At 29.3% G+C, this 17997-nt stretch carries 14 protein-coding genes; 11 read left to right on the top strand and 3 right to left on the bottom strand.

What is annotated here, in order from left to right:
- The first annotated feature begins 170 nt into the window (after positions 1–170).
- The 4 genes from IO99_RS05630 to IO99_RS05615 are packed head-to-tail and all read left to right on the top strand — an operon-like array spanning position 171 to position 5358.
- The gene (locus IO99_RS05630) at positions 171–2498 is read left to right on the top strand and encodes an ABC transporter permease (protein WP_035131240.1); all 2328 of its coding nucleotides are present in this window, start codon (positions 171–173) and stop codon (positions 2496–2498) included.
- Positions 2499–2509: 11 nt separating this feature from the next.
- Complete coding sequence (locus IO99_RS05625; RefSeq protein WP_035131239.1) at positions 2510–3265, top strand: ABC transporter ATP-binding protein; 756 nt, start codon at positions 2510–2512, stop codon at positions 3263–3265.
- Positions 3266–3298: 33 nt separating this feature from the next.
- Positions 3299–3985: a response regulator transcription factor gene (locus IO99_RS05620; RefSeq protein ID WP_035131238.1), complete on the top strand. Its 687-nt coding sequence runs from the start codon at positions 3299–3301 to the stop codon at positions 3983–3985.
- On the top strand, positions 3967–5358 hold the full coding sequence (locus tag IO99_RS05615; RefSeq protein ID WP_035131237.1) for a HAMP domain-containing sensor histidine kinase: 1392 nt from the start codon (positions 3967–3969) through the stop codon (positions 5356–5358). The genes IO99_RS05620 and IO99_RS05615 overlap by 19 nt, the downstream gene beginning before the upstream one ends.
- Before the next feature lie 87 nt (positions 5359–5445).
- On the opposite strand, the gene IO99_RS05610 is transcribed toward IO99_RS05615, so the two are convergent.
- Both IO99_RS05610 and IO99_RS05605 read right to left on the bottom strand, forming a co-directional pair.
- Positions 5446–6012, bottom strand: coding sequence for a DUF6143 family protein (locus IO99_RS05610; RefSeq protein ID WP_035131330.1), 567 nt, complete (start codon positions 6010–6012; stop codon positions 5446–5448).
- Positions 6013–6264: 252 nt separating this feature from the next.
- A complete protein-coding gene (locus IO99_RS05605; RefSeq protein WP_035131236.1) occupies positions 6265–8652 on the bottom strand; it encodes an ABC transporter ATP-binding protein/permease in 2388 nt (795 codons plus the stop codon).
- 170 nt (positions 8653–8822) lie between these two features.
- Here IO99_RS05605 and IO99_RS05600 point away from each other — a divergent pair, with 170 nt between their 5' ends.
- The 5 genes from IO99_RS05600 to IO99_RS05580 all read left to right on the top strand — a co-directional run bounded on the left by IO99_RS05600 (position 8823) and on the right by IO99_RS05580 (position 14455).
- Positions 8823–9497, top strand: coding sequence for a response regulator transcription factor (locus IO99_RS05600; protein ID WP_035131235.1), 675 nt, complete (start codon positions 8823–8825; stop codon positions 9495–9497).
- On the top strand, positions 9494–10786 hold the full coding sequence (locus tag IO99_RS05595; protein WP_035131233.1) for a sensor histidine kinase: 1293 nt from the start codon (positions 9494–9496) through the stop codon (positions 10784–10786). The genes IO99_RS05600 and IO99_RS05595 overlap by 4 nt, the downstream gene beginning before the upstream one ends.
- Before the next feature lie 365 nt (positions 10787–11151).
- Positions 11152–12201: a Fe(3+) ABC transporter substrate-binding protein gene (locus tag IO99_RS05590; protein WP_035131231.1), complete on the top strand. Its 1050-nt coding sequence runs from the start codon at positions 11152–11154 to the stop codon at positions 12199–12201.
- The gene (locus tag IO99_RS05585) at positions 12201–13796 is read left to right on the top strand and encodes an ABC transporter permease (RefSeq protein ID WP_035131229.1); all 1596 of its coding nucleotides are present in this window, start codon (positions 12201–12203) and stop codon (positions 13794–13796) included. The genes IO99_RS05590 and IO99_RS05585 overlap by 1 nt, the downstream gene beginning before the upstream one ends.
- Positions 13796–14455 carry an ABC transporter ATP-binding protein gene (locus tag IO99_RS05580; protein WP_035131227.1) on the top strand — a complete coding sequence of 220 codons (660 nt, stop codon included), beginning with the start codon at positions 13796–13798 and terminating at the stop codon, positions 14453–14455. The genes IO99_RS05585 and IO99_RS05580 overlap by 1 nt, the downstream gene beginning before the upstream one ends.
- A 77-nt stretch (positions 14456–14532) precedes the next feature.
- On the opposite strand, the gene IO99_RS05575 is transcribed toward IO99_RS05580, so the two are convergent.
- Entirely contained in the window at positions 14533–15078 is a 546-nt protein-coding gene (locus IO99_RS05575; RefSeq protein WP_035131216.1) for a GNAT family N-acetyltransferase, read from the bottom strand.
- A 322-nt stretch (positions 15079–15400) separates the two neighbouring features.
- Between IO99_RS05575 and IO99_RS05570 the strand changes: the two genes are divergently transcribed.
- Both IO99_RS05570 and IO99_RS05565 read left to right on the top strand, forming a co-directional pair.
- A complete protein-coding gene (locus IO99_RS05570) occupies positions 15401–15907 on the top strand; it encodes a GNAT family N-acetyltransferase (RefSeq protein ID WP_035131214.1) in 507 nt (168 codons plus the stop codon).
- A 473-nt stretch (positions 15908–16380) separates the two neighbouring features.
- Positions 16381–17769 (top strand): MATE family efflux transporter, encoded by a 1389-nt coding sequence (locus IO99_RS05565; protein ID WP_035131212.1) that lies wholly within the window; start codon positions 16381–16383, stop codon positions 17767–17769.
- Positions 17770–17997: the final 228 nt, after the last annotated feature.

Below are 17997 nucleotides of genomic sequence, written 5' to 3'. Positions count from 1 at the left end.
AAACTTATTATATCAAAATCTAATGATTTGTTGTTATATAAATTAATGATGGAATTACTGATAGAATTCCTTAGTGAATAATCAATTTAGAAAAATGTAAGAATTCATTAAGAATTTGAAATAAATATATTAAAATTTAATTAGCAATATAAAAGTATGGAGGGATGATGATGTGGAAAAAGAAAATTAAACAAAAAAAATTACAATTAATTTTAATAGCAATTATTTTAATGGTATCTTCATCTATATTTGCACTATCTATGAGCTTTACAAGTACAGTTTCAAAATATACTAATGAGTATTATGGGGGAGAAAATATAAAGGATATTGTAGTGCAAACATATAATGATGATGTTATCTCAAAAGTAGAAAATTTTATTAAGGAAAAGGAAACTAATGAAATAGATGTTAGAAAAACAAAGGGGTTAACGGTAGATAGACAAGTATTTTTAGAAGATGAAAATCTTGATTTAGGAATGGCAAGTTTAATAATTTATGAGGGTATGAAATCTCATCCATGGGATGTAGTTGTAACAGACGGTGAAAAAGCAATGACTCCAAGTAAAGGTACTATTTGGGTCTCAAATCTTTTAGCTGATTCTAAGAATTTAAAAATAGGAGATAAGATAAAGATAAAAGATGGCGATGAATATAAATATCTAACTATTTCAGCATTAGTAAATGATTCATTAGTTCCAAGTTCTGTAATGGGATATAACAATTTATATGTAAATAGTAATGACTATGGGGATTTTAATGAATTTATTAAATCTCAATATATTGGTTATGATTCATCTAAAGAAGGAAACAATGCAACATCAGAATTAATTTCTTATATAGGTGGTTCTATCGATGGAGTTATTTACGATAAGTGGATTACTATATTTGCAGCAAATGCTGGAAGCCAAATTACAAGTGGAGTAGGGTTAAGTACAGCTATATTAATATTCATTGTATCTATTGTAATAATAAGATTTGTACTATGGAACAACATTTTAAAGGAGTATAAATCTATAGGTGTATATAAATCATTAGGATTTACCTCAAAGCAGATACGTAATATATATTTAAAAAGCTTTGGAATAGTAGGAGTCATTGCAATAACTGCTGGAAGTTTCTTTAGTATTTGGTTTATAAATTATTTAGTAAAGATATCTATTAAATATATTGGAATATATGAAGGTGGTATAAATAATTTTAGCTTTATAGTTTTAACAGTAATATTAATGAGTTTTGTTTTAATATCTAATATTTATCTTTTACTTAGAAGAATAAATAAAATAAAGCCTGTTGAGGCATTTAGAATAGGAGTTACTTCATCTAAAGAGAAATTTAAGAAGGCAATTATTAGAGACGCTTCATCACCAATGTCTATGGCTATAAATGATATTTTTAAATATAAAAAGCAAAATATAATTATAGTAACAGTTTTATCCCTTGTAATATATCTTTCAGTATTTTTAGTTAGTGTAAATTACTCAATGATTAATATGAAAGATAATGCATGGAATATGTTTGGATTACTTCAGGGAGATGTTACCTTAGATTTTCCAAGTGGAGAGGCGTCATATGATAAGGCTTTAGAAGAAATTAAGAGTGACCCGAGAGTCTTAGGCGTAAGAGCGTGCTCATTTGATGTAGGAAAGGTCGCTTATTTAGATGTATCAAGATACAATATAAAAAATGCTCAAGTTATTACTTATTTATATGATAACTATGACAATAACAATGGGTTTAATGTATCTATTAAAGAGGGAAGAAATCCTAAAAATAAAAATGAAATTGCATTGTCAGAACAAATTCTAAAAGATGCAAGTTTAGATATTGGAGATTATATTGATATAAAAATATTAGGGGAAGAGAGATCATTGCTCATCACTGGTAAATATATCGGCATGATGTCAAATAACTACAATATGAGAATGACTTTAGATATAGTGCCTAAGGAAATTAGAAATAACCTTAATAACTTAAACATCAATATTACTTTAAAAGATAAAAATGATTATGAAGAGTTTAAAGAAGAATATAAACAAAAATATGAAGTATGTTCTATAGATACATGTCCAAGTTTGATTGCAACAGCAAGTAAGTCAGTTATTGAGATAGTTATACCAGTTACTACAATTATTCTTTTAGGAATATTACTATTCAGTATATTAAATATAGTAAATCTTATAATTATGAACAATACTGATAATAGAAGAAATAATGCTATTATAAAATCTCTAGGATTTTCAAATATTTATATTTTGAAGAGAACTTTATATAGAATTATGCTGCTTACAGGTATTTCATCTTTAGTTGGATTTATTTTAAATGCTACTATATCTAAAAGTGTATTTAAATTTGCAATGATGGGAATAGATGGTTTAATGATTTCAAATGGTAAGGTTATAAGCACAATAGTTTTTATTGAAATATTAACTCTTGGTGCAACAATAATATCAATGTTTAGTATAAGAAAAATATCTACAGTGGAGCTTATGGAAGAGTAGGGGGAGAAGAGATGGAAAGTATTATTAAAGCAAGTGGATTATGTAAATCATTTATTTTAGGAAAAACATCAAACAATGTATTAAAAAATATTAACTTAGATATATATGAAAGTGATTTTACTGTAATAATGGGCAGTTCAGGTTCTGGAAAATCTACATTGTTATACTCTATTAGTACTATGGATAACCCAAGTGCAGGTAGAGTTGAGCTTTTAGGAAGAGATATAACCAATATAGGCGAAAAAGAAGCCACAAGTATTAGAAATAAAGATATATCATTTGTTTTTCAAAGTATAAACTTACTTTATGATTTAACTATAAGAGAAAATATAACTTATTGTGGTTATCTAAACAATAGAGACAAGAAGGGCGTAAACAAAAAAACAGATGAACTATTAAATAGATTAGATCTGAAAGATATTGAGAATAAATATCCTTCAGAAATATCGGGAGGACAACAGCAAAGGGTTGCAATTGCTAGAGCATTAATTAATAATCCTAAGATAATTTTTGGAGATGAGCCAACAGGAGCACTTAATTCTTCAACGGGAGCTAGGGTTTTAGATATTCTTACAGAATTAAATGAAGAGGGACAATCCATAGTAATGGTAACCCATGATTTAAAGGCAGCTTCCAGAGCAAGTAGATTGATTTATTTGAAGGATGGAAGAATTGATGGTGATTTGTCTCTTGGAAGATATAATGAAAAAGATTCAGATAGTAGAGAAAAAAAGATATTTGAATTTATAAAAAGTGGGGGATGGTAAAATAATGATATAATGGAAGTGGGGGTGAGTAGAATGCATGATAAAATCTTGGTAATTGAAGATGATAATGATTTAGGAAACTTAATAAAAGATTACTTAGAGATAGATGGATTTCAGGTATTGATAGCTAATGATGGGTTAAAAGGTGTGGAACTGGCTAATGATCCTATGATAAAGCTGATTATTTTAGATATTATGCTCCCACTTTTAGATGGTGTTGAAGTTTGTAAAAGAATAAGGACGATATCGAAAATGCCAATACTTATGTTATCAGCTAAAAGTGGAGAGATGGATAAGATACTAACATTAGGAGTAGGGGCAGACGACTATATGACAAAACCTTTTTCTCCAATGGAATTAGTGGCAAGGGTGAAAGCTCATATAAGAAGGTACACTTCATTTTCTAGTGATACACTATCAGATGTAAAGCAATTTGGTGATTTAATAGTAGACTCTAAGGCATATAAAGCTTTACTAAATAATAAGGAAATACCACTAACTTCTAAGGAATTTCAAATATTGGATTTTTTCACATCTAATCCTTCCCAAGTGTTTTCAAAGTCTCAGGTATATGAAAGTGTATGGGGTTACAGTGAATATATGGATGAAAATACTATAGCTGTGTACGTTAAAAGGTTAAGAGAGAAGCTTGGAGAATACGGTGAAAAGTCGATAAAGACAATATGGGGAGTAGGATATAAGTGGGAAATAATAGAGTAAGTAATAATTACCTCAATAAAAAAATAGACATATTTGCAGGGTTAATATGTCTATTTGTTATATTATCTGTGATATATTCTTTCCTAATTTTAAAGGAAGATATTAAAAAAGAAGATAAGTCTAATTTATTAAGGATAGAAACATCAAGCCAAAGGGAATTGATTAAAGAAATGTTTAAAGTAAATAGTTATTACATGAAAAATGATTTTTATGATTATACAGTTATAAACTTAGAAGGGGAGGTTATATTTTCTTCTATAGATGATTTTAATAAAGGAGAAAAGATAAATCTTGAAAATGAAATAGGTTATGATAATGCCTTTGACAATAGAAAGAATGGATTAATTAGATATAGCACACCGTTAGTTAATGATGAGGCTCAGAAAGGTATTATGATTATAGATTTACCACAGAGTATATTAAAAAAGGAAAGCAAAAATGAGAAAATTATACCCCTATGGATACTTTTATTTTTTATAGTTATATTAGCTGTTATGATAAATAAGTTTGTAAAAGTTGATATAATAAAACCCATTAAGGAACTTCATAGTAGTGCAAAAGCTATATTAAATGGAAGTTATAAGTGTAAAATAAACTATGATTACTATGGGGAAGTTGGAGAGTTTTGCCATGATTTTGAAGCTATGAGAGGTGAAATGATAGACTCAAAAGAAAAGGAAGAACGGCTAAAAAGAAATGAAAAAGAATTATTAGCCTGTATTTCACATGATTTAAAAACTCCTCTTTCATCCATCTCAGGGTATGTTGAGGGTATAAGAGATGGAATTGTAAATGATGAAGATGGCATAAAAAGATATTCAAACATTATATTGAAGAAATCTAAAGAACTTTCAAAATTAATAGATGATATATTAGAACAATCGAAAACAGAGTTGAATGAAATGTCAATTGAAAGAACAGAAATATACTCTGATGATTATTTTAAGGAAGTTTTAGGGGATTTATCTATTGATGTAGCTACTCATAATATGAAATTAGATGTTAAGGGACAATTGCCAAGGGCTTTGATTTCTATAGATATAATAAGAATAAATCAAGTTATAAATAATATTATTTCAAATTCAATAAAATACTCTAGATCAGGAGAAAAAATTGAGATATGGGTAGATGATGAGATAGATAAAATCACTGTAAATATTAAGGATTTTGGTAGTGGAATTAGCATTGATGATATACCATTTGTTTTTAATAAGTTTTATAGAGGTGAAAAATATAGAAACACTAATATATCAGGTTCAGGGCTTGGTCTTTCTATATCTAAGTATATAGTAGAGAGTCATGGAGGAAATATAAAGTGTTCATCTTCTTTAGAATCTGGAACTACTATTAGTTTTACTATACTTAAAATATAATTAATAAAGGTGCTGTCACACCTCAGAATTTATTTTCTATTGTGTAGCAGCACCTTTTTTATCTTTTAATTTAATTATTAGTAGGATTTACTTTATCTTTTCTTCCCACCATCCAAATGCGACTCTACCTTGAGCAAGTTCATTTGGAGTTTCTGGGTTGGATAAGAAAATAATAAATGATCCTCCAGGAGGAAAAATAAATTTGCCTACTTCTTTGTCGGCAATTGTAACCTCTGGAAGGGCTCTTCTAACAAATGCCTTAACTCCACCTTTAGGTTCTCCTATAACATTGCTTGCTTTAAGTAACCTAATTCGTGGCTTTGGTAATGGGCAAAGAGCTGTATTAGCTGGAGTAACTAATTCTGATATCTCTGGACATCCAGGTGGATTTGAATTAAACCATATTTGCGCTCTTATTGGTGATTCTCCAATATTTGTGACAGTCCAGACATATACGTGTAGATTAACTCCTGAATAATAAGGATTTACTAATCCTGCCCATGCACTTTTACCTCTTCCAAAATTTAATTCATCTGCATAGCCTACAAAATATTTTCCTTGAAGTGAAAGATATAGAGGATATGGCATACTAGCTACTTGAGTTATTGGATTAGGTAAGATTATAGAGTCATTACAATTTTTTGTGTTTTCCATTTTCATAATATCTCCTATTAAAAGTATAGATTTTTCATATTCTCCATACATAAGGTATAAGAATAAATCTGTATACTGTTAATATATGTTGTACGGATATAAGGGGTGTACAAGGAGTTGAAAATTTAGTAAATCTGAGAATTTAAGATAGTGTTTAATATAAAATTTAATTATTAATTTCTAGATAACTATAGGAAATAAAAATGTCACATACTCTTTAAAATAAGGAGTATGTAACATTAAATTTATATATTATTCTGTACGTAATGATTCTACAGGATTTTTTCTTGCAGCCATTTTTGCTGGAATAGCACCACCCAGCAATGTTAAAGAAACACTTATAATTATAAGTATTATAGCATGAACTGGATTAAGTTTTGCTACACCTTCAAGGTCTGTTAAATTCTTAAGAACGCTATTTATTGGAAATGTTAATAAGTATGATATTAATATTCCAAGTAATCCTGAACAAGAACCTATTATGAATGTTTCAGCATTGAATACACGGGTTATATCTTTCTTCCTTGCACCTAATGCTCTCAATACACCAATTTCCTTTGTTCTTTCTAATACAGAAATGTATGTTATTATCCCAATCATAATAAGGGATACAACAAGTGATATTGCGGCAAAGGCAATTAAAACAAGGGTTATTGAATCCATAATACCACCAGATAATTTTGTGAATGTGGCTGCTAAATCTGTATATATTATAGAGTCTTCAACAGCATTTCCATCATTCCATGAATTTAAGTAATTAAGTACCCTATCCTTGGTAGTAAAATCTTTAGGGTAAAGGGTGATAGCAAATGGGGTAGAAGTAGCACCTAATTGAGAAAGTACGTCATCTTTAGTAACATTAGGAGTACTACTACCTCCTCCCATTGGTGACATTGCAGCCATTGGATTAGTAGGCATACTAGTTCCAGCAGTGGCACCTCCAAAAGGCTTTCCAGTTAATACATTATAGTTAGAATCTTGCTGTACTTTAACAATTTTAGAGTTTTTAGCATTATCAATAAAATATTGTGATAATTCATCTGAATATGAAAGTCCAGGTGAAAGAATTTCTAGCTTTGAATTTTTGCTAGAACGAACTATACCAGCAATTTTAAGAGTAATAGCATTATCGTTATTATAAATATCTATAAGATTGTCTGGAGTACCGTTTATTGTAAATATATTATCCATCTGTTTGTAGTAATCATCATTTAAAGCTAATTTAAATTCCTTGTTTATAATATCATTAAAACTTACAGTCTCTGATTTAGAATCTATACCTAAAGCTTCTAGCATAGAGTTGTCAAGTCTGTTATAGCTATCGACAATAAGAACAAGATCCGTTTTTTCTTTAGGATATGACCCAGCTAATAAATCATAATTGCTTTCAAGGTATCCTTTAGTATCTAAATTTAGACTATTGGGATATGATGAAAAGTTAATTAGAGATGTATTTACTGGAGTTGCAGTTTTGCCATCAGATTTCAAAAGATTCATATTAACAAGTCTTGTATAGGACATCCCAGAAAGCAGAGATGAATCAATATTTTCAATATACTCTATGTATTCATCAGTAAATACATTTGTGTGTTCAATACTATTTTTACTAGGGTCATAAGGATAAATGTAATCTACATCTGGAAATTGATTTTCATTTACGGAATTACTCACTGCTTCTTTGTGTTGCTCTCTCATTGCATCCATATCAACTTCGGCGGTTTTTTGATTAATCATTATTGGAAAACCAGATAATGTACTATTTTCAAATTCTCCAATTTGTTTATCGAATCCATTTGATAATGAAAGTATTAAGGCAATACCAATTATACCTATACTTGAGGCAAAAGCAGTAAGTGCTGTTCTCCATTTCTTTGTAGATATGTTTTTGCCAGATAGTTTTAAAGCAGTAAAGAAACTCATACTTGTTTTCTTAAGTTTATAATCAGAAGTATCTAAGTCATCATAAAATGGATTGCTATCAGATTTTATCTCACCATCTCTAAATTCAACAATTCTATCAGCATATTCATTAGCTAACTCTGGATTATGAGTTACCATAACAACAAGTTTATCCTTTGAAATTTCTTTAATAAGCTCCATAATTTGAATACTTGTATGAGTGTCCAAAGCACCAGTAGGTTCATCTGCTAAAATTATATCAGGGTCATTAGCTAGTGCTCGAGCTATAGCAACTCTTTGCATTTGTCCTCCTGATAGTTGGTTTGGTTTTTTGTGAACATGGTCCTTTAGGCCAACCTTTTCTAATACCTCAAGAGCTTTCTTGTGCTTCTCTGTATTTGAAACTCCACTAAGGGTCATTCCCATTTCTACATTATCTACTATACTTAAGTGAGAAATTAGGTTATAACTTTGAAAAATAAATCCAACACTATTATTTCTATAGGCATCCCAATCTGAGTCCTTAAAATTTTTTGTGGATTTACCATTGATAATTAAATCACCTTCATCATATTGGTCAAGACCACCTATAACATTTAAACATGTTGTTTTTCCAGAGCCACTTGGTCCAAGAATTGCAACAAATTCAGATTTTCTAAATTTTAGACTTATTCCATCTAATGCAACTTGAGTGAATTCGCCTGTAGTATAACTTTTAAATATGTTTTTTAATTGTAACATTATGCTCCTCCTTTACGATTAACTTTTCTAATTGTAGAATCGTAATATGAACCTAATATGAATTATGGTCTAAAAGTATATTTTTATTTCTTTTTTATTTGTAAAGTTCATATTTAATTAACATAAAATAATTATTATATAAAGTAACATAATAAATTGAGGTGATAATATTGTTTAATATACTTGTTGTGGAGGATGATAAAAATTTAAGAAAACTTATATCTGCAACCTTAAAACAAAATGGATATAACTCATTAATGGCAGAAGATGGAGAAGCAGCTCTTGATATTATGGATAAAGAGCATATTGATTTAGTAATATCTGATATAATGATGCCTAAGTTAGATGGTTACAATTTAGTGAAAGCTTTGAGAGACTCAGGATATAATATGCCAATACTTATGGTTACAGCTAAGGAAATGTTTGAAGATAAGAGAAAAGGATTTAATGTTGGCGCAGACGATTATATGGTAAAACCTATTGATATAAATGAAATGATATTAAGAGTTGGAGCACTTCTTAGAAGAGCTAAGATATCTAATGAACATAGACTATCTATAGGTGATATTATTTTAGATTATGATTCAATATCTGTAAGTCGACATGAGGACAGTGTTACCCTTCCTAAAAAAGAATTTTATTTATTATTTAAATTATTATCTTATCCTAACGTCATATTTACACGAAGACAGTTATTAGATGAAATATGGGGTATGGATAACGAAGTGGATGAACGTACTGTGGATGTTCATATAAAAAGATTGAGAGAAAGATATGATAGTTGTACAGAATTTGAGATTGTTACAGTACGTGGTCTTGGATATAAGGCGGTTAAGAAGATATGAGAAAAAATCTAAGAGTTAAGTTTGTTGTAATTCTTCTATTTATGATGATTGTATCAGGAATTTGCTCCCTTATAATATCTGCATTAATGTTTAGTGGAAATATAGAGAAAGAATCAAAAAATGCCCAAAGGAAAGTAGTAGATACTATATTAGAACTATATGATAATACAGATTTTACTTTAAATAAAATTATAGAGTTAAGTAATAATGATAGATATGAAGTAATACTTATCAATGATTTGCATGAGTATGCTGGAACTGCTGATAAGCTTCATGAGAGAGAATTTCTACAGATTAAAACCAAAAGACTTCCTATTATTAATACTATATTAAAGGTAGATGATAGGTATATAAAAATATATAATTCATTTAATGAAAAAAGTGTGCATATACGTGCATTTTTTCTAACTATCACATCCTTAATTATATCTACTCTAATAGCTACCATAATATCAGGTATAGCATCAAAGCGAATCTTAAGGCCAATAAGAACTTTAAGTAAAGCTACTGAAGAGGTAGCGAAGGGAAACTTTAGTGTTAAAATAGGTATTCCTAAGGATTATGAGTTTGCATTATTAGCAAAAAATTTTAACAAGATGGTTCATGAGCTTAGTAGTATAGAAACCTTAAGAAATGATTTTGTTAGTAACGTTTCCCACGAGATAAAAACACCCATCGCATCTATACAAGGCTTTGCAAAGTTAATTCAAGATAAAAACTTAAATGATGATGAGAGAAGTGAATTTACAGATATTATTATTAGTGAATCATCAAGGCTTTCTAAGCTAACTTCAAATATATTAAAGCTTTCAAAGCTTGAAAATCAAGAGGTTATTACTGGAAAAGCAGAGTTTGCATTAGATGAACAGATTAGGTGTGCAATTCTTATAATGGAACCAGAGTGGAGTGAAAAGGGAATTGACTTAGATATAGACCTAGATAAAGTCAGTATTATAGGAAATGAGGATTTATTGCAGCAGGTATGGCTAAATATAATAGGAAATGCTATTAAGTTCACAGAGAAGGGTGGAACTATTGGTATCAAGTTAATGGATTTGAAGGATAAAATAGTTATTAAGGTTTCAGATAATGGTGTTGGAATGAATGAAGAAACTCGAAGACATATTTTTGATAAGTTCTATCAAGGTGATAAATCTCATTTAAGCGAGGGAAATGGATTAGGATTATCACTTGTAAAACGAATAATTGAACTATGTGATGGTGAAATAAAGGTTAGGAGTAAGCTTAATTATGGTACGACTTTCACAATAGAACTACCTAAAAAATAATATTCTTTCTAAATAGGATATTCCTATTTAGAGATTTAAAATTTGGGGAAGAGTAGATATGAAAAATGAGGAAAGAAAAGAGTTGTAGTTGTAATAAAAATTTTATACCTTATTGAACTATATAAAGATATAAGAGGATTTCATAAAAAGGTTTTTTTATGAAATCCTCTTTTCTTGTTTTTGCTGAGAATATTTTAAGTAATATTTATTATAAGTATAAGGTAAAATTTACTTAGAAAAATAAGTGAAAATAATTATCATTACCATTGACAAAACGAATGATATTGATTATCATTATAAAAGAAAACAGTGATCTAATAATTTTTAGAAATATATTATATAAAAAGAAATTTGGAGGGGAAACTATGCTAAACAAAAGAAAAAAATTCCTAGTAGGAATTACAACTGCAATGATGACTTTAGGTATATTTACAGGTTGTGCTTCAGGAAAAGAAGGGCAAAATGACAAGGTAGAAGATAAAAATATAGTAAATGTTTATTCAGCTAGAAATTATGATGTGGATAAAGAGTTATTTAAGAAGTTTGAAGAACAAACAGGAATAAAGGTAAATTTAGTTGAAGGAAAATCGGATGAACTAATAGAGAGAATGTCAAGGGAAGGAGACAAATCATCAGCAGATATGTTTTTAACAGTTGGTGCAGAAAGTATATCTTTATTAAATGAAAAAAACCTAATTAAAGAGGCTTCTTCTGATGTTATCAGTTCCAATATACCAGAAGAATACAGAGGAAAGAATTGGGTTGGATTAACATCAAGAGCTAGAGTTATAGCCTATGATAAAGATAGAGTAAATCCAGAGAATATAAATACATATAATGATTTATTAAAAGATGAATTTAAAGGCAAAATTTTAGCTAGAAGTTCAACTTCATCATACAATGTAGCAATGTTATCTTCATTTATTCAAGAAGATGGTGAAGAAAAAGCTAAGGAATGGGCTCAAGGAGTAGTAAATAACCTTGCAAGAGTACCAGAAGGTAATGATAGAGATCAAGTTAAAGCTATAGCTGCTGGAATAGGAGATGTTGCTATCATTAATTCATACTATATAGCTAAGATGGTGAATTCATCAGATGTAGAAGAAGTAAATGCATCTAAAAACATAGGATTAATTTTTCCCAAAGAAACACATATTAATTTAAGCTTTGGTTCAATTACTAAAAGTGCAAAGAATCAAGAGAATGCAATTAAATTATTGGAATTCTTAACATCAGAGGAAGCTCAAAGTGCTTATGCAGAAGCAAATGGAGAATTTCCATTAAATCAAAAAGTTCAACTTCCAGAACTATTAAAATCATGGGGTGAGTTTGATACTCAACATATAGATTTTGAAAAGTTAGGTGAAAATAAACAAAAGGCTACATTAATATTTGACCAAATAGGATGGAAATAATGAAAAAACTAAAATTTAATGGATGGGCAATTTTAAGTACAATCATCAGTTTGATGATTGTACTTCCTAATTTAGACATAATTATTCACTTGTTTCAAAAACCAAATGGAACTTGGGTACATATAAAAGAATATTTATTAAAAGACTATATTACAGCATCAATAATTATAGTTACATTTACAATAATATTCACAGTTATTATAGGTGTAACCCTTGCATGGCTAATATCAGCGTATGATTTTCCATTTAGAAAGTTTTTAAGATGGTCGCTTATATTACCCTTAGCTATACCACCGTATATAGGAGCATATACTTATGCAGGAATGATGAGTTATACAGGTGTTGTTCAAAGATTCTTGAGAAATACTCTAAACATAGAAGTAAATCAAAGATATTTTGATATTATGTCTATAGAAGGTACTATATTTATATTTACATTATTTCTATTTCCATACGTATACATGGTCACAAGAACGTTCTTAGAGAAACAGTCAGCAGGATTAATTGAAAGTGCTAGACTTCTAGGAAGTAATTCAATAGGTGTATTTTTTAGAGTGATAATGCCTATATGTAGAGGGGTTATAGTGGCCGGGTCTACTTTAGTAGCTTTAGAAGTATTAAGTGACTATGGCGTTGTATCTTATTTTGGAGTACAAACTTTTAGTACAGCTATATTTAAAAGTTGGATTTCATTAGGAGATGTAGACTCAGCTATAAGACTTGCTGGAATACTTATGGTTGTAGTATTTCTAATATTATCTGGTGAAAAATTATTAAGAGGTAGAAAGAAGTTTAGTTTTACAAATACAAAGGTAAGACCGATTAAGAGAAAAAAGCTTAAAGGTATTTATAAAATTTTAGCTTCATCATACGCTTTATTAGTATTTTCACTTGGATTTTTAATTCCAGTGGTACAAATGATCGCATGGAGTTTTATGAGTTATAAAAATATTTATTATAGTGATTTCTTTAAAATGATAACAAACTCTATACTTCTTGCAGTTGGTTGTAGTTTTTTAATTGTAGTTATGTCACTGATAATAGCAAATTACTCAAGGATAAATTCAAACCTACTTTCAAAAATATATTCAAAAGTAACACTAATAGGGTATTCAATACCAGGAACAGTTATAGCTATAACTATGATTCTTTTCTTTGTTGATATTGATGGTAAGTTTAAAGGATTAGCATTAAGTTCAAGCATAGCAATGCTGATATTTGCATACTTAGTTAGATTCTTAGCCATTGGATTTGAAAATATTGAAGGCGGATTTGAAAAGATAGGGAATAAATTTACTGAAGCCTCAAGGTCATTAGGCTATGGAGTTACAAAAACGTTTTTTAAAGTAGATATATATATGTTAAAGTCCGTAATACTGGGAGCTTTTGCTCTTACATTTGTTGAGATCATAAAAGAATTGCCCCTAGTATTAAATTTAAGACCATTTAATTTTTATACATTATCAACTAAGGTTTTTGAATATGCTAATGATGAAATGATACCAGAATCAGCAATACCATCTTTAATAATAGTTATAGTTAGCTTTATAGCAATATTTATATTATATAAAGTTGCTGATAAGGAGGATATATAATGTTTATTGAAATGAAAAAAATATATTTTAAATATAAAAGCAGTAAAAAAGATATAATTATGGATTTTAATATGGGTTTATCAAAAGGCGAAGTACTTGCAATAATAGGTGAGAGTGGTAGTGGTAAAAGTACTATCCTCAGAATAATTGCAGGACTTGAAGAAGCATATAAAGGGAGTATGTTAATTGGAAATACGAATATATTTTCAGAAAAAATATTTATTGAACCTGAAAATAGAGGAGTTGGAATGGTATTTCAAGATTATGCTCTTTTCCCTCATATGACCGTGAAAAAGAATATTCAATACGGATTAAAGAATAAGAGCAAAGATGAAAAAGAAAAAATAGCTCTGGAAATGCTTGAACTTATAAATTTATTAGAACATAAAGATAAATATCCCTATGAACTAAGTGGTGGGCAGCAACAGAGAGTTGCAATAGCTAGAGCTATAGCACCAAAACCATCAGTATTGTTACTAGACGAACCATTTTCAAATTTAGATGCTAATCTTAGAGGAAGAATAAGAGATGAAATTAAAGTAATATTGAAAAAGGCAGGGATAACATCTATTTTTGTAACTCATGATATAGAGGATGCTAAGGTTCTTGCAAATAAAATTATAGTGTTAAAAGATGGAGTAATAGTAGAAAAAAATTGATAAACTCCACGACAATTTGTCGTGGAGTTTTATTTTAGACTTTACTGCATCTGTGAAATAAAGTTGGTAATGACACTTTACTTCATATTTATGGTCTTCCATTCATCTACAAGCATTCCATATTCATAGGTGTCTTTCCAGAGAGGATTACCATTTTCATCCTCAAAGAAATAGATATTTTGGAGAAGGTGTCCTTCTCTTCTCATATTTACAGCTTCAAGCAGTTTCCAAGACGATATGTTTTGAGGATCACAATTAGCAATTATACGTCTTGTACCTAGATTCTCAAAGGCATATTTCATAATAGCTTTTACACTTTCAGTAGCATACCCTTTTTTATGATATTTGGAGTTAAATATATATCCAAGTTCCCAAGTCATAAAATCCTCTTTACTAAAATATAAATTGCCAATTACTTTTCCTGTACTCTTCAAGGAGACAGCCAAAAATGTATCACCCTTTGACCTGGATAGTGCTTCTTCTTTACATTCTTCCTCGGAGAAAGGCTTGTAGGGTTCAAATTTTAATACTTGTTCATCAGAAAAATACTCATGTAAATCTCTCCAGTCCTCGGGAGTAAAGTTACGAATTATTAATCTTTCAGTTTCAACTTTACAAATCATTTTTTATACTCCATTTCATTCATTATTTGTAATTATTTAGATACCCATACTTATTGTAAATAATATTATAATGAAAAGCAACATATTGTCATAAAAAGACTTTTAATAACTTTAACTGGGATTAAAAAGCTAAAAATGGAAAATATAAACTAATTGGAAAAGTTGTAGAAAACAAAGGAAAGTACAATAAAGATAAGTTAAACTTAGTTAATCAGCAATTAAGATTTTTACTTATATTAAGATTAATAGTATTATAAATCATAGTTACTAGTAAATTAACATATGTTTGCAAGCATTAAATAGGTTTAAGGAGTTGTACTTTGTGGAAATAAACAGTATAGTCCTAAGCCCAGAAGTATATAGATCTGATGCAGAAAAGATAGCTGATTGGCTTAGTGATGAGGAAATTGTAAAGTATTTAAATGAAGATAATAAGGCTAGAGAGAACTTAATTAATGTTATAGATAGAATAAATCTGCCAATTTTAACTCATTTATTTAATAACAACTGTAGATTTTTTACTATAAAAAATCCCTATGGAACTATAGGTTTTTTAAGGCTTATCCCAAAAGGTGAAACAATTGAAATTGTTATAGCTGTGGGAGAAAAGGAACTGTGGGGAAAAGGTATAGGCCATAATGCAGTTATGGAAGCGTTAAAAACTGCATTTTTTGAAATGAGGACAGAAAAAGTTGTTGCAAAAATTAAGAAAGATAATAAAAGGTCTCAAAACCTTGTAAAGGGAATTGGATTTAGAGAAATAAAAAAACTTGAAAAAGAAGTAGAATATCATATTACAAAGGAAATATTCTGGAAGAAAGCAGCATAATAATCTTTTATATGAGAGTAAAAAAATAATAAAGAAAAAATTTTAGACAACCATCTTAGGTAATAAACTGGGAGGGTTGTTTTTTTATTGAGAATTAAATTATTGTTATAGTAGATAAATTTTTTACTAATGAATTTTTATCATTTAACACAACATTAAATTTAAAACAAAAATTGACAAGGATTCAGAATTGTTATACACTAATATTAATTCGAGTATCGAAGTAATATTCAAAAGACCAGTGGATTTAAAAGATTTATCCTAAAGGACAACGACTTATAAGTATCAAAAATACCGATATTAAGAATTCAGTTGGTAAGATTCAAAGAAACTAAGAACTCTGTTTATTATATAAATTTTAAAAATAAAAATAAATTATAAAAGAATGAAATTTAGAGCTAACCATTTATGGTTAGCTCTAAATTAAGGAAAAATTGAAGTTAAATTTATAAATTTAATCAGGAGGTAGATGTATGGTAAAATTTTCGGAACTTTTTTCTCCAAAAGACATGACTGAGGGGACACCGTGGAAACGAATTGTAGAATTTTCATTACCAATGCTTATTGGTAATATAGCTCAGCAGTTTTATAACACCGCGGATTCTATTATTGTAGGTAAGTATGTAGGTGACAATGCACTGGCTGCTGTTGGTAGTGCATCTCCAATATTAAATCTTTTACTTGTACTTTTTGTTGGAATTGCAACAGGAGCAGGAATCATGGTTGCTCAATATTTTGGAGCAAAGGATAGGGAAAAGCTTTCTCATACCATTGGGGTATGCATATCTCTTACTGCTATAGCATCTCTAATCATAATGGTTATAGGGCCTCTTGTTACTCGTCCATTGTTATCTTTTCTTAACACTCCAGCATCTATAATAGATTGGTGTGCAGATTATCTTGTTATTTATTATGTAGGTATAGCAGGCTTTGCTTATTACAATATTTTAGCAGGAGTGCTTAGAGGACTTGGCGACTCTATATCTGCTCTTGGATTTTTACTTATTGCTACAATTTTAAATGTATTCCTTGATCTTTGGTTTGTTGCAGGACTTGGAATGGGTGTACCAGGAGTTGCTTTGGCAACTATTATTGCTCAAGGTATATCAGCAGTTCTTTGTATTATTAAGTTAGCAAGAATGAATAGTACCTTTGATTTTAATCTTAAGATGCTTGTACCAGCTAAGGAATATTCTATGAAGCTTATAAAACTTGGATTGCCATCTGGATTTACTCAAGCCATATTCTCTATTGCAATGATTGTTGTACAATCTCTAACTAATAGTTTTGGAGAAATGGTTATAGCATGCAATGTAATTGTTATGCGTGTAGATGGATTTGCTATGATGCCTAACTTCACCTTTGGTAATGCAATGACAACCTATGCTGGACAAAATATTGGAGCTAAAAAGATGGATAGAGTTGATAAGGGTACTAAAGATGGTACTATGATTGCTGTTGGAGTTTCTACTGTTATAACAATTTTAATCTTAATTTTTGGTAAATATCTTATGGGTGTTTTCACTGATACAGCAGAATTAGTTGACTTAAGTATGCATATGATGCGTATTCTTGCAGTGGGTTATATTGCTATGGCAGTAACTCAAAGTTTATCAGGTGTAATGAGAGGTGCAGGGGATACTATGACACCTATGTGGATTTCTCTAATTACTACGGTGATTTTACGTGTACCTGTTGCTTATGGTATTGCATATTTAACTCGTAGTGCAGCTTATCCTACTGGAAGACCAGAATCTACATTTATATCACTACTTGTCTCTTGGACACTTGGGGCAATTGTAACTACAGTTTTCTTTAAGAGAGGTAAGTGGAGAAATAAAGGCTTTGCTGGACATGATTAAAAGTACATGAATTAAATAGATTTTAAGAAGATGATTATATCAATAGTGCAATTGATATAATCATCTTTTTTTATTCAGTTTTAGATATTGAAAATATTGCAGTTGTTATACTGAAGATAACTAAATAATATTAAGAAATATTGTGATAGTAATCACAGATTTATAAATAAAATAATGATACATTGTAAATGAAAGACATTATCAATTAGAAACAATATGATGTTAAAT

Source organism: Clostridium sulfidigenes, from assembly GCF_000732635.1.
In the GTDB taxonomy this organism is placed as follows: domain Bacteria; phylum Bacillota; class Clostridia; order Clostridiales; family Clostridiaceae; genus Clostridium_J; species Clostridium_J sulfidigenes.
Note: the sequence above shows the minus strand (reverse complement) of the source record. Positions and strands in the feature narration are given on the sequence as shown.